Origin of the sequence: Rhodococcus sp. AD45-ID, assembly GCF_003023755.1 — a bacterium.
Lineage (GTDB): Bacteria > Actinomycetota > Actinomycetes > Mycobacteriales > Mycobacteriaceae > Rhodococcus_F > Rhodococcus_F globerula.
Genome location: NZ_PYHL01000003.1, coordinates 649,292 through 662,835, shown reverse-complemented (window position 1 = coordinate 662,835; position 13,544 = coordinate 649,292). Strand labels below are relative to the sequence as shown.

Sequence of the window (13,544 nt, the reverse complement as noted above, 5' to 3'; positions counted from 1 at the left end):
GCTCGCATCACCCCGGACGAAGTAAACGACTCCGGTCGAAGAATGCAAAAGAACGCGCCCCGAACTTGCTTGACGGGACGCGCAGTCGCCTCACAGTCTACCTGTGACGAACCGGTCTCGGCACCCACGTTTGCTGGGCACTACCCTTGTAGATGTGGACACTCAACCGAACCCGAGCACTTCCGGCACCGGAAACGGCTTGTTTCGAGTCGCGATGGGGTTGTTTTTCATCGGACTCCTCGCACTCGTCGCCATCTTCGCGATCAACATCTTCAGCGACACACCGCCGGGGTTGGCGCTGTACTTGATCTCCTTGGCGTGTCCGGTCGGTTTTCTGCTGGCCATCGTCTACACCTTGAGGGCGGGTCGTCGCGCCCGCTGATCTCCCGTCACCCCAACCGAAAGGTCACCGACCATGAGACTTCTCCTGAACGTAATCTGGCTGGTCTTCGGTGGATTCTGGTTGGCCTTGGGTTACTTCGCGGCAGGCATCATCTGCTGCATTCTGATCATCACGATCCCCTTCGGTATCGCCGCATTCCGAATCGGCATCTATGCCCTCTGGCCGTTCGGTAAGACCGTCGTCGACAAGCCGACTGCTGGTGTCGGTTCAATGGTCGGCAACGTCATCTGGGTGATCATCGCCGGTATCTGGCTGGCGATCGGCCACATTGTCACGGCGGTGGCAATGGCAATCACGATCATCGGCATCCCCTTGGCCGTCGCGAACCTGAAGATGATTCCGATCTCACTGATGCCTTTGGGCAAGGAGATCGTCGACGTCAATCGCGTGAACTACGCATAGCTTCCAATCCCCCACCGATAACGGTGTGACCTTCATCACATTACGGGTGGATAACGGAATAGCCACAAGAGAACCTTCGCTGCGGAATCCTTCACTACCTGGGAAGAGTCCCCTGCGCTTTCGCGGCGGGTTTGTATCCCATTCGGCGCGCCGCGTTATCAAATGGTGACATGAGCGGTGAGAGCCGTTACCGTGAATTCCGGCCGGGAAACTCCGGCCACCTCCGGCCCGCCGCGCCAAACCTTGTCCCGCGGGTACCGGAACTTCCCACTTTCGAGCATTCCAGGGACAAGGACGGGGGACCCAAAGTCCTCTGTGAGAGCAGAAATGTTCTCCACCTGACACCGGTTCGACAAGCAACACATTCGAACCTTGGGGTGAAGCCAGACCCTTTCCAGCCAGGAAAGGCGAGGCCGGGCAACCTCTCAGCCCGAACCCGACAGCTGACCTCGCAGGCGCGTGTGGAGAGGAAATTCACGATCATGAGCGGACGCCATCGCAAGCCCACCACCGCAGGCCGCACTGTCGCCAAGGTCGCCGTCACCGGCGCCATCATGGGTGTAGCAGGAATCGCAGCCACAGGTACCGCCAGCGCTGCCCCCGATTCCGACTGGGATCGCCTCGCACAGTGCGAAGCGGGCGGCAACTGGGCCATCAACACCGGCAACGGCTACCAGGGCGGATTGCAGTTCTCCCCCAGCACGTGGAACGCACACGGCGGCGGCGAGTACGCAGCCACCGCAAACAACGCCACTCGCGAGCAGCAGATCGTTGTTGCCGAGCGCGTCCTGGCCAACCAGGGATGGGGCGCTTGGCCGTCCTGCTCCTCGAGCCTCGGCCTGAGCAGCGGCGCAACGCAGCGTTCCGCTCCGGCCACGACGCCGGCCGCACCCGCCGCACCGGCACAGCAGGTCGCTCAGACCGTCGCACATCCGGTCTCCGACGCAATCGATCAGGCCATTGCATTCGCCGAGGCCAACGGCATCGTCGTCGATCCCCAGATCCTTGCAGCAGCAGACACCGCGAAGTCTTTCCTGAAGTAGGACTGCGAACTGCGCGTTCCGCTCGAACGCACCCAGCTACGAAGAAGGCCCGCACCGATTCGGTGCGGGCCTTCTTCGCGTAGTGGATCTAGCGATTGATGACGGTGTACGGATGGATGTAAGGAAGTGACTCCACCGGTAACGGGAAGGTGGTGTCCTCGCCGAACGGTGAAAGTCCACCGGAGCGGGTCGATGACAATTCGGTCACTGCGTGATCTCCGTCTGCAGTTTCCGGCCATCCTGGATCTACATAGTGCTGCTTCGAATTGTTGGCCACGAAGCCATTTTGACAGGACTCCGTTACGCCGTACATACCAGGTCTCTAATCTGATACCTGATGACCGAAATACGTGGCACCCAGGCGGGCACTTCCGGAGCCGACAGTTTGACCGAATGGCTGTCGGCGCGCACTGACGCCGAGCTGACGGAACTACTGCGTTTGCGGCCGGATCTCGCTGTGCCGCCGCCGAGCACGATGGTGGTGCTCAGTGGACGCGCACAGCAACGCGCGTCGGTCGGTAGAGCAGCCGACGAGCTGGACACACTGGACTTCGGACTTCTCGAACTGCTGGCGCTCGCCGGCGCCGAGGAAACCCCCATGACGCGCGCGGAATTGAACGACGCGCTCGCTGCCCGCGCCCTCACCGGTAAGGGCAAGGTCACCAAGAAGGCAGTCGATGCCTCGCTTGCGAAGATGCGGGCCTATGCGCTCATCTGGGGCACGGATCCGATCAGCATCGTCCCCGCTGCCATCGACACCATCCCTTGGCGACTGGGCCGCGCCCTCGAGCCCGCCGAGTCCATGTCGGAAGCCGAGATCACCGCGGCGCTCAATTCGCTCGGCGAACGTGAACGCGGTCTGCTCGAGACGCTGGCCAACTCGAGCCCCATCGGCCGAACCCGCGACGCGGCTCCGGAAACGCCAGCAGATCGTCCTGTGCAGAAACTCTTGGCGGCCGGCCTGCTCCGGTGGTTGGACGAGCAGACGGTGGAGTTGCCGGCGACGGTACGTCAGGTTATCCGCGGCGAACCAGTCTTCGATCCGACAACGCTCACCGCGCCGGTGATCACCGGCGACAAACTCAAACCTGCCGACGTCAATGCGGCGGCCGCGGGCGAAGCCCTCGAGTTGGTTCGCCAGAGCGAAAACGTGATCGCCGTTCTCGGGGCCGCACCTGCCCCGGCGTTGCGCGCCGGTGGACTCGGAGTGCGTGAACTACGACGTATCGCGAAGGCCGCGGACCTCGACGAGAGTCGGCTCAATCTTGTGGTCGAACTCCTCGCCGCCGCCGGATTGATTGCCAGCGGCACCCCCGACCCCGCCCCGGCGTCCGACACCGCGGATGACTACTGGACCCCGACGATAACGGTCGACGGTTGGCTCAACGCGACCACGGCCCGCAAATGGGAGGTCTTGGCGTCGGCGTGGATCGATGTCCCCCGAGTCCCCTGGATGATCGGAATGCGCGATCCGTCCGACAAGCCGATCGCCGCGCTGGCGGAGGAGGGCCGCGCACCGTCTGCACCGAGAGACCGGGCGTCGATTCTCGGACTCTTGGCCGAACTCGACAGTGGGCAGAGCGCCTCGCCCGCCGAGGTGAGCCGTTCACTTGCGTGGCGTCATCCCCGACGGAGCGGCCGGCTTCGGACATTTGCAGTCGAAAACACACTTGCGGAGGCGTCGGCTCTCGGATTGGTGGCGCGGGGCGCACTGAGTTCACCTGGGCGGGCGATGCTGCACGGCGGCGACGCCGAAGCCGAAATGGCGGCGGCGCTGCCGAAGCCGATCGACTACATCCTGGTTCAGGCCGACCTGACGTTGGTCGCACCCGGCCCGCTGGTACCTGACCTGCTCGAGCAGGTGACCTTGGTAGCCGATATCGAATCGGCCGGTGCGGCGTCGATGTACCGCATAAGCGAGAGCAGTATCCGCCGAGCACTTGATGCCGGATTGACGGCGACGGAACTGCAGACGATGTTCAGCACGAAGTCCAAAACTCCGGTACCACAATCGCTTTCGTACCTCATCGACGACGTTGCACGCCGGCACGGCCGGTTGCGGGCGGGCGTGGCCGCGTCGTTCATCCGATGCGAGGATGCATCCCTCTTGGCCGAGGTTCTCGCTTCCCCCGTCGCGGAGCCCTTGGCCTTGCGCGCCCTCGCCCCCACGGTGGCGGTGTCCCAGGCACCGCTGCGGGAAGTTCTGGCCGAACTTCGCGCTGCCGGCTTTGCGCCCGCAGGCGAGGATTCGTCGGGTGCCCTCGTCGATCTGCGCCCGCGCGGGGCTCGAATCCCGAACCGTCGCTTGCGGCACGCCACCCGAACGCCGTCGAGTCCGTCGCCGGAACAGCTCGACGCACTGGTGCGAACGATGCGAGCCGGCGACCGCGCTGCCACACCCGGCCGGGGCGGGGTTCGCGCCGACGGATCGCGGGAAAGCAATGCCGCCGCCATCGCGCTGCTCTCGTCCGCGGCCCGCGAGGGAAAGAGCGTCAACATCGGCTACGTCGACGCTCAGGGGGTGGCCACGCATCGCATCGTCGATCCGGTCAGTGTGGGCGGCGGGCAGTTGGACGCATTCGATCCGGCGAGTGGCGCAGTGCGCCGATTCACCTTGCACCGCATCACCTCCGTCAGCCCTGTCGACTCCGGAAAAAAGTGATCGGAAAAAGGCAACTGGCTTTTTTCTGTAAATGAAGTATGGTCGAGGTCAGTTTGTGATTGCCACTTCGAAAAATGAGGAGCGACAATGGCTGACAAGGCACCGGGCAAGAATATGAAAAAGCCCGCCCAGTCGATCAAGGAACGCCGCGCAGAAAAGCGCGAAAAAGCTGCGGATTCTTCGGAATTGATCCGCAAGAGAAAGCGGAGCTGACGGAAAATACTTTCGTTCTTCTCTCGAGAAACCTTCATCATGCAAGCCGAGACCGATGCGCTCGACTACCTTCACGAGACGTTCGACCAGTTCAGGTCCAGTAGCAGAGGCACAGATCCACGGTCCCGCGGATATGTTGCCGGGATGACACTGGCCGCGGTCTGCGTCCTCGACGAACACGCTCGTCGACCCGGAATTTTATTATCGGGTCGTTCGTAAAACAAAGGACCCACCGTGAAAAGAACAATCCATGCGCTTGATCGCATTCAAACCCGACTTGAATCAGAACTGGATTCAACTCCCGGTGACAGCGAAAAGAATATCGGCTATCGCTCCGGAATTTCCGAAGCGATAACTCATGTCATGGAAATGCGAAAGTCTGCGGTGGCGCAGAAATAGAAAGTTTCCGCGTCTCCGAAATACGGGGTCAGGAATAGCCGTCAACTGTGCCACGTTGACGTAGGGGTGCCCAAGTGTGGGCACCCCTGTTTGCGTTGTGTATTGCCCGTCACTTGGCGTATTCACCGCGATAGCAGGACAATGGCAGGGTTGCCGCGACACTGCTGCATTCGCTACACGGCTGCACCATCGCATTCGCTACACCAGGAGGACTTCGTGACCGACGGACCGTTGATCGTCCAATCCGACAAAACGCTGCTGTTGGAGGTCGATCACGAGCGCGCCGGCGATGCCAGACAGGCAATCGCACCCTTTGCAGAGCTCGAACGGGCCCCCGAACACGTCCACACGTATCGCATCACGCCCCTGGCCTTGTGGAATGCCCGTGCCGCCGGACACGACGCCGAGCAGGTAGTCGACGCACTGGTCTCGTTCTCGCGGTTCGCCGTCCCGCAGCCCCTACTGGTCGACATCGTCGACACCATGGCCAGGTACGGACGCTTGCAGTTGGTCAAGAGCCCGGTCCACGGCCTCATCCTGGTCAGCCTCGACCGCGCAGTGCTCACCGAGGTGATGCGGCACAAGAAGATCTCACCGATGCTCGGCGAGAAGGTCGACGACGACACCGTGATCGTGCACCCGAGTGAGCGCGGTCGCCTCAAGCAGATGCTGCTCAAGATCGGCTGGCCGGCCGAGGATCTCGCCGGTTACGTGGACGGCGAAGCGCACCCGATCGATCTCGCTTTCGAAGAGGGCCACTGGGAACTGCGTGACTACCAGCAGATGGCGGCGGATTCTTTCTGGGCCGGCGGCTCGGGCGTCGTCGTGCTGCCGTGTGGTGCCGGTAAGACGATGGTAGGCGCGGCGGCCATGGCAAAGGCCAAGGCCACCACACTCATCCTCGTCACCAATACCGTTGCCGGTCGTCAGTGGAAGCGTGAGCTCATCGCCCGCACGTCGTTGACCGAGGAAGAAATCGGCGAATATTCCGGTGAGCGCAAGGAAATTCGACCCGTCACGATCGCGACGTATCAGGTGATCACGCGTCGTACCAAGGGTGAGTACAAGCACCTCGAACTATTCGACTCCCGCGACTGGGGCTTGGTGATCTACGACGAGGTTCATCTGTTGCCCGCGCCGGTCTTCCGTATGACTGCCGATCTTCAGTCGCGTCGACGCCTCGGCCTCACCGCAACACTGGTTCGTGAGGACGGCCGCGAGGGCGACGTCTTCTCGCTCATCGGACCCAAGCGTTACGACGCTCCGTGGAAGGACATCGAGGCGCAGGGTTGGATCGCGCCGGCCGATTGCGTCGAGGTGCGAGTGACGATGACGGACGCCGAACGCATGTCCTACGCGGTGGCGGAACCGGAGGAGCGCTACAAACTATGCTCGACGGCGCACACCAAAATTGCTGTCGTGAAGTCGATTCTGGCCAAACATCCGAATTCGCCGACCTTGGTGATCGGTGCGTATCTCGATCAGCTCGACGAACTCGGTGAAGCCCTGAACGCTCCGGTGATCAAGGGATCGACCAAGAACAAGGAACGCGAGATCCTGTTCGATCAGTTCCGCAACGGCGAGATCCAGACGCTGGTGGTGAGCAAGGTAGCCAACTTCTCAATCGACCTTCCGGAAGCCTCTGTTGCCGTTCAGGTTTCGGGAACCTTCGGATCGAGGCAGGAAGAAGCTCAGCGACTCGGGCGCCTCCTGCGACCCAAGCACGACGGCGGTCAGGCGCACTTCTATTCGGTGGTTTCCCGCGACACGCTCGATGCCGAGTACGCGGCACACCGTCAGCGGTTCCTCGCAGAACAGGGGTACGCGTATCGAATCACCGACGCGGACGACCTGTTGGGCCCAGCCATCGGTTGAACACATTTCTATAACAAGTTTCACTAATTAGCTGGACGGACGTCCATATCGCGATAGCGTGCTCCCTGTCACACTTGTGCCTATCGGGGAGTCGCGCATGTTGCGCTCGGTTACACGTTCACGCGGTCGTCTCGGCGCCGCAGTTGCGCTTCTGACAGCGTCGCTGCTGTCGGCAATCGGAGTGGTTGCCACCACCGGCGTCAGTTCGGCGACTCCGGTCGCCCCAGGTACAACGGTGTATCAGCTTGCGAACGGCTGCTACGCACTACAGGGTGCCGGCGGTGCGTTCGTGAACCGGGACGGCAGCGGCTACCGCAGCGGCGGAACAACCGTCGACGACGCCGAATCATTCAGGCTCCATGCGGCGCAACTCGGCCGGTTCATGTTCTACGGCACCGACGGATCGATGCTTGCCCATGACGGCGCCGGCGGCGTCGTGGCAACGCCAATCGCGACCCCGTCGACGGACTGGACAGTGATGTCGAGCGGCGAGAAGTTTGTTCTCACCGCCACCACAAACGGTCGAACACTGGTCAGCCACGATTCCACCCTGTCGCTGGACGAACCCGGCGGCGCACCGGATGCCGCCTCGTTTGCCCTGATCCCCCGCACCGGATGCGCCGATTTCCCGGAAGCCGAAGTGAACGCTACTGGTACGCCGTCGGAGATAGGCCCGGGCGGCGAGGTCACCGGATTCATCGATACGCATGTCCATATGAATGCGTCCGAGTTCATGGGAGGAAATCTGCACTGCGGTAAGCCTTTTGATCCCCAAGGCGTCACTGCCGCGCTGGTCGACTGCCCGGACCATCAACCCAACGGCATGCCGGCGCTACTCGAAAACGTTCTCTCCTTCGGCGATCCATTCGCAACCCACAACACCGCCGGGTGGCCCACTTTCCCCGATTGGCCGGCTCACGATTCCCTGACTCACGAGCAGACCTACTACACGTGGGTGGAACGCGCGTGGCGCGGCGGTTTGCGCATCTTCACCAACCTTCTTGTTGCCAATCGTGTTCTGTGCGAGCTGTATCCGACCAAACGCAATCCGTGCGACGAAATGGAGACGATCCGGATCCAGGCCAAGCAGACTCGTGAGATCCAGGATTACGTCGACGCACAGTACGGCGGCCCCGGCCGTGGCTGGTTCCGGATCGTAAGCTCACCGGCCGAAGCCCGGCAGGTGGCGGCCGACGGAAAACTGGCCGTCACGCTGGGTATCGAGGTGTCGGAACCCTTCGGGTGCACACTGCGAAACGATGTGCCGCAGTGCACGACCGAAGATATCGATCGCGGTCTGGACGAACTCTACGATCTGGGTGTCCGGCAAATGATCGTCACGCACAAGTTCGACAATGCCTTAGGTGGCACGCGTTTCGACGGCGGCATCACCGGGGTGGCCGTCAACATCGGTAACTACCTGGGTACCGGTGAGTTCTGGCAGTCCGAACCGTGCACCGGCGTCGCCGAGGACAACGAGCTGCCCACCAAGGTCGACGGTGCCCAGAATCTCCTCGCCGTACTCCCACCCGGCGTGACGCTTCCGGTGTATCCGGCCGGTGCGCAATGTAATTCACGTGGATTGAGTGCTCTCGGTGAGCACACCATCCGCGGGTTGATGGAGCGAGGCATGATCATCGACATCGACCACATGAGCGTCAAGGCAGCGGACGCAACACTCGGTATCCTCGAAACCGCCCAGTACTCCGGCGTTGTGTCGAGCCACAGTTGGAGCGACGAAAGCTTCTACCGGCGGATCTATGCACTCGGTGGTTTTGTTGCGCTGTACGCGGGCACACTCGATGCTTCCGACGGTAAGCACGGCGAGACCGGATTCATCGACCAGTGGCGCGAAGCCAGGGAGATGCGAAGCGAAAACTACTACTTCGGATTCGGCTACGGCGCCGACACCAACGGATTCGGTCCCCAGGCCGCGCCGCGCAGTGATGCCGACGCCAAACCTTTGCAGTACCCGTACACCGCCTTCGACGGCACAGTCATGGACAAGCAGCGCGCCGGTGACCGCGTCTTCGACATCAACGTCGACGGTGTGGCTCAGTACGGAATGATCCCCGATTGGATTGCGGACATGCGTATTGCCGCAGGGCCGGATGGAGATCAGATTATCGACGACATGAGCCGCGGCGCGGAGGCCTACCTGCAGATGTGGGAGCGCGCGCGGAAGTAGCTACCCTGGTGGAGTGGCTCCTGGAGTTTTCAGGAGCCCTCGACCGAGTACACCCGCCCGCCACCTGCGAAGGAACACACCAGTGGCTGATTTCCAGTTCACCGTCGACAAGGCTCACGCGAAGTCCGTCAACGACACGTTGGCCGATGTCCGTCGTCTGCAGGTTTCTGCCGTGATCTTCGCCCTCATCCTCGCTGCGCTTGCCGCCTGGCTCATCAGCATGGGTGCGGTGTGGTCCACCATCGCCGGCGCTGTTCTCGCTGTCGGTGCGATCAGCTCGCTGGGTGTGGCCGTATGGGCGCCGCGCAAGGTGGGAAGCATCGAAAAGTTGTACAGCGAAAACCCGTTGGTCCCCACGATCGTCTCCGAGATTCACCCTCGCGCCGCGACACTGACCGCGCTGATCGACGTCGCGAAGCCGTCGACGCAAGGACCGCGATACGCGTTGGTCAGCCGAAACGTCCGACTCAACCCTCATTGGAAGGTCGGCGATCGTGTTCCGTCGGTCGCCCTGCGGTCGGACCGCTCCACGCGCAGCAAGGACGACGTCTGGCAGATGGTCAACCCGATGCCCATCGAATGGGGCACCAAGGACGCCCGAGTCCTGGCTCGCGCCACCGCAGCGATCAGTGCAAGTGAGTGGAACTTCCTTCAGAGTCGACTCGCTGACTCGAAGGAAGTTCGCACCCACCCGGAACGCCGCGTCATGATCGAGCCGGCTGACCTGCCCGACAACCTGCGCTAGCGACTGCCGCTGAAGAAACTTCTCTAGCGCAGTGCCGGCAATACCTCACGTTCGAACAACTCGATGCCCGAGGTGTCGTACGCAGCTTCGGGGAAGTAGAAGATCCCGTATTCAAGCCCCTGTGCCTTGAGCGCTGACAGGTTTTCGATGATCTGTTCCGGAGTTCCGACTGCGGGCATACCGCGGAACGCGTCCAGCGACGCTTCGGCAGCAGCTTCGCCCACCAAAGGCGTCAGCCGGTCTTTGACTACCCGAAGCCGCTCGGCCACTTCGGCTTCCGTCGATCCGATGGCAACGTTGTAGTTTGCGGAGCGGACGATGGCGTCGAAGTCGGTGCCCACCGTATCGCAGTGCTTCTTCAAGATCTCGGACTTGCGCTCGAATCCTTCGGGTGTGCCGTCGAAGTTGGTGTACTGCGCGTATTTTGCCGCAATCTTCAGGGTGACCTTCTCGCCGCCGCCCGCGATCCACAACGGGATTCCCTTGTCCTGAAGTGGAAGTGGTCGACAGATAGCGCCGTCGACCTGGTAGTACTTGCCATCCAGCGTCGCGCTGCCGGTCGACCACGACTGTCGCATGATCTGGATTCCCTCGTCGAGACGGCCGAGTCGCTCACCGGCAGAAGGGAAACCGTAACCGTAGGCGCGCCATTCCTGCTCGTACCAGCCGGCGCCGATACCCATTTCGACACGACCTCCACTGATCAGGTCGGTGGTGGCCGCAATTTTTGCGAGATAGGCCGGGTTGCGGTAGCTGATGGCGGTACACATCTGGCCCAACCGGATACTCGACGTCGACGCGGCAAGGGCCGACATGAGGGTCCATGCCTCGTGCGTTGCTTCCTCCGTCGGCGCAGGAACCGTATGAAAGTGGTCGTACACCCACGCCGACTCCCACGGTCCCGCTTCCGCCCGCAACGTGAAGTCACGCATCACCTCCCACTGCTGTGCAGGGTCGATGCCAACCAGGTCCAGGCGCCAGCCTTGAGGAACAAAGAGTCCGAATCGCATCATGCGAGCCTACCCAGACCGTCCGCGATCCGCCTGCGCCGCCACGGACGGCGAATAGCACGGAATATATCGATGCATCACCGCTGCGCCGGCAAAGGACGTCGCTCCCAGAACCGCAAAGGCCCAACCGAGTGGAACTGCAGCAGCAAGCACACCAATCGCAAGAGGTCCACCGAACATCCCCGTGTCATGGGTCAGGCGCCAGGCTGCGAGAAACTCGGCCCGCTCGTCCGGTGGAGCGATATCCGCACCCAACGTCATGATGACTCCGTTGCCCAACCCGTTGCCAATGCCCATGACAACGGCAACCGCGGTCAATCCCAATGCTCCTGTCGACAGCGGCAGCAGAAGATACGACACTCCGATCACAGTGAGCGACGGGACCGCCACCAATCTTCTGCCGTAGCGGTCCATGATGTGTCCGGCCGGATACGAGCACAGGAGATCCACTGCCGCGCCCACACCGAAGATCACACTGACCTGGGCAGCGTCCAACCCGAGATGCAATGCCCACAGTGGAAGTACCGCTTCCCTCGACGCCCGAGCGGCGCCCATCAGGACAGATCCGATGCCCAGTGTCGACAGCGGTGCGCGATGTCGACCGAGAATGTCGGTCAACGTGACGAGTCGGTGTGCGCCGCCGCTCGCGTCGACCGTGCGCGGTGGATCGGAAACGCGTGCCATCAGAGCCCCGGCGAGTACAACACCGACCAACTGAACCAGGAATCCGCCGCGGGTGCCCATCATCAGAATCACCCCGGCGCCGATCAGTGGTCCGAGAAAGAATCCCAGACGCCACATCGCCGCGAACGACGACATCGCCCGGGCTCGCAAGCTCAGCGGAACCGTCTCAGCGAGGTAACTCTGCCGAGCCAGGCCCCACACCGCATTTGCCAGTCCGGTCAGCAGGGCTCCGATTCCCAGTACCCAGGGAGTCGCGGCGAACAGGCAGATCACCACTCCTGTTGCACCGAGAGCACTTCCGCCGATGATGGACCGACGCTCGCCGAAACGCGAGACTATCCGGCCGGCCGGTAGATCACCGAGAACAGCGCCCAATCCGCCGAGCGCAACGATCAGTCCCGCAACGGTGATCGACGCCCCGAGGTCCCGGGCGGTCACAGCCATGATCGGCGCCGCCGCGCCCTGGCCGATTCCGAAAATCGCAGCCGGGACAAAAACCGTTGTCACCAACGGCTTCAGCGCGCCTACTCCTGGCTGCGCTCGGGGAACTGTTTCCGTCACGCGCTCACTTCTACGGCCACCGTAGCCCGCGAGCGCTTACCGACCGACTCTGCAAGCCCGTAGTGGCCACGCAACGTGGATTCGGTGTACTCCGTACGGAAAAGCCCCCGGGACTGCAGAATCGGCACAACCCGATCGACAAATATCTCGAGCCCACCCGGCAGGTACGGCGGCATGATATTGAAACCGTCGGCTGCACCTTTGTCGAACCATTCGGTCAGCTCGTCGGCAACCTGCTCCGCCGTCCCGGCAAAGGTGCGGTGTCCCCGCCCACCGCCAAGTTTGCCGATCAGCTCACGGACCGTGAGCTTTTCGGTCTCAGCCAAGTCCTTGACCAATTGGTATCGGCTCTTGTTGCCCTGGATGTGATCAAGATCGGGCAACGGCGGAAGAGGTGCGTCGAGCGAGTGTTCCGTGAGGTCGACGCCCACCATGTTCGAGAGTTGACGCAACGAGTACTCCGGCGAGATCAGATCGGTGAACGACTGCTCGAGCGCTTTTGCTTCGTCTTCCGTGTCTGCGATGAAGGGAACGATTCCCGGCAGCACTTTGAGGTCGTCCGGGTTGCGGCCGTACCTGATCAATCGGGATTTGAGGTCGGAGTAGAAGTCTTGGCCCTGTTCGAGTGTTCGCTGCGCAGTGAAGACGGCTTCGGCATATCGCGCCGCGAAATCTTTACCACTTTCGGAGGATCCAGCTTGCACCAGTAGTGGCCGGCCCTGCGGCGATCGCGGCGAATTGAGCGGCCCGGCCACCGAGAATCGTGGACCGTCGTGGTCGATGCGGTGTACTCGGTCCGGGTCGGCAAACACGCCGGTCTCCTCGTCCAGGAGGATTGCGCCCTCTTCCCAGCTGTCCCAGAGGTCAAGCGTCACATCGACAAACTCTTCGGCCCGCTCGTAACGGTCACTGTGCGCCGGCACTGCACCCAGTCCGAAGTTTGCGGCTTCATCGGCGCCGGCCGACGTCACGATGTTCCACCCGCCGCGGCCACCGCTGATGTGATCGAGCGAAGCGAACTTCCGCGCGAGAGTGTACGGATCGCCGTAACTGGTCGAAGCCGTGGCGATCAGGCCAACCTTGTCTGTCGCTGCCGCTATCGCCGACAGCAAGGTGACCGGCTCGAAAATCGCCTGGGTATTGTGCTTGACGCGCGGACCGACGGCCAAACCGTCGGCAAAGAACACCGAGTCGAGCTTCCCGCGTTCCGCGATGCGGCCCAGATTCTGGAAATGCTTGACATCCAACAAGTTAGCCGCATCAGTATTCGGATGACGCCACGCTGCTTCGTGGTGGCCGACGCCCATGAGAAATGCGTTCAGGTGAAACTGTCGTTCGGACATGATAAAAGAACGTTCC

At 62.2% G+C, this 13,544-nt stretch carries 13 protein-coding genes and 1 riboswitch; of the genes, 9 read left to right on the top strand and 4 right to left on the bottom strand.

The genetic code is table 11. From position 1 onward, the window contains the following. Positions 1-154: 154 nt before the first annotated feature. From C7T36_RS27195 to C7T36_RS27180, 3 genes are all read left to right on the top strand, one after another. Complete coding sequence (locus tag C7T36_RS27195) at positions 155-382, top strand: membrane protein (RefSeq protein WP_033234089.1); 228 nt, start codon at positions 155-157, stop codon at positions 380-382. Positions 383-415: 33 nt separating this feature from the next. Next, the gene (locus C7T36_RS27190; RefSeq protein ID WP_045069009.1) at positions 416-805 is read left to right on the top strand and encodes a YccF domain-containing protein; all 390 of its coding nucleotides are present in this window, start codon (positions 416-418) and stop codon (positions 803-805) included. Between the two features lie 255 nt (positions 806-1,060). Further along, positions 1,061-1,279: riboswitch (cyclic di-AMP (ydaO/yuaA leader) on the top strand. 8 nt (positions 1,280-1,287) lie between these two features. Continuing rightward, the gene (locus tag C7T36_RS27180; RefSeq protein ID WP_033234087.1) at positions 1,288-1,848 is read left to right on the top strand and encodes a transglycosylase family protein; all 561 of its coding nucleotides are present in this window, start codon (positions 1,288-1,290) and stop codon (positions 1,846-1,848) included. A gap of 88 nt (positions 1,849-1,936) precedes the next feature. On the opposite strand, the gene C7T36_RS27175 is transcribed toward C7T36_RS27180, so the two are convergent. Continuing rightward, positions 1,937-2,125, bottom strand: a complete 189-nt coding sequence (locus C7T36_RS27175; RefSeq protein WP_033234086.1) for a hypothetical protein — start codon at positions 2,123-2,125, stop codon at positions 1,937-1,939. A 60-nt stretch (positions 2,126-2,185) separates the two neighbouring features. Here C7T36_RS27175 and C7T36_RS27170 point away from each other — a divergent pair, with 60 nt between their 5' ends. The 6 genes from C7T36_RS27170 to C7T36_RS27150 all read left to right on the top strand — a co-directional run bounded on the left by C7T36_RS27170 (position 2,186) and on the right by C7T36_RS27150 (position 9,930). After that, positions 2,186-4,510, top strand: a complete 2,325-nt coding sequence (locus C7T36_RS27170) for a helicase-associated domain-containing protein (protein WP_045069007.1) — start codon at positions 2,186-2,188, stop codon at positions 4,508-4,510. Between the two features lie 87 nt (positions 4,511-4,597). After that, a complete protein-coding gene (locus C7T36_RS30680; protein WP_254922770.1) occupies positions 4,598-4,723 on the top strand; it encodes a hypothetical protein in 126 nt (41 codons plus the stop codon). A 234-nt stretch (positions 4,724-4,957) separates the two neighbouring features. Continuing rightward, complete coding sequence (locus C7T36_RS30305; protein ID WP_165826323.1) at positions 4,958-5,122, top strand: hypothetical protein; 165 nt, start codon at positions 4,958-4,960, stop codon at positions 5,120-5,122. 216 nt (positions 5,123-5,338) lie between these two features. Further along, positions 5,339-6,997, top strand: a complete 1,659-nt coding sequence (locus C7T36_RS27160; protein WP_033234083.1) for a DNA repair helicase XPB — start codon at positions 5,339-5,341, stop codon at positions 6,995-6,997. A gap of 100 nt (positions 6,998-7,097) precedes the next feature. After that, complete coding sequence (locus C7T36_RS27155; RefSeq protein ID WP_045069782.1) at positions 7,098-9,185, top strand: peptidase; 2,088 nt, start codon at positions 7,098-7,100, stop codon at positions 9,183-9,185. An 82-nt stretch (positions 9,186-9,267) separates the two neighbouring features. Continuing rightward, on the top strand, positions 9,268-9,930 hold the full coding sequence (locus C7T36_RS27150; protein ID WP_033234082.1) for a DUF3239 domain-containing protein: 663 nt from the start codon (positions 9,268-9,270) through the stop codon (positions 9,928-9,930). A gap of 23 nt (positions 9,931-9,953) precedes the next feature. Here C7T36_RS27150 and C7T36_RS27145 read toward each other — a convergent pair whose 3' ends face one another. From C7T36_RS27145 to C7T36_RS27135, 3 genes are read right to left on the bottom strand one after another with little or no spacing between them, the layout of a single operon-like run. After that, positions 9,954-10,940, bottom strand: coding sequence for an LLM class F420-dependent oxidoreductase (locus C7T36_RS27145; protein WP_045069780.1), 987 nt, complete (start codon positions 10,938-10,940; stop codon positions 9,954-9,956). A gap of 9 nt (positions 10,941-10,949) precedes the next feature. Beyond that, positions 10,950-12,185 carry an MFS transporter gene (locus C7T36_RS27140; protein WP_045069002.1) on the bottom strand — a complete coding sequence of 412 codons (1,236 nt, stop codon included), beginning with the start codon at positions 12,183-12,185 and terminating at the stop codon, positions 10,950-10,952. Beyond that, positions 12,182-13,528: an LLM class flavin-dependent oxidoreductase gene (locus tag C7T36_RS27135; RefSeq protein ID WP_045068998.1), complete on the bottom strand. Its 1,347-nt coding sequence runs from the start codon at positions 13,526-13,528 to the stop codon at positions 12,182-12,184. Before C7T36_RS27135 ends, C7T36_RS27140 begins: the two co-directional genes overlap by 4 nt. Positions 13,529-13,544: the final 16 nt, after the last annotated feature.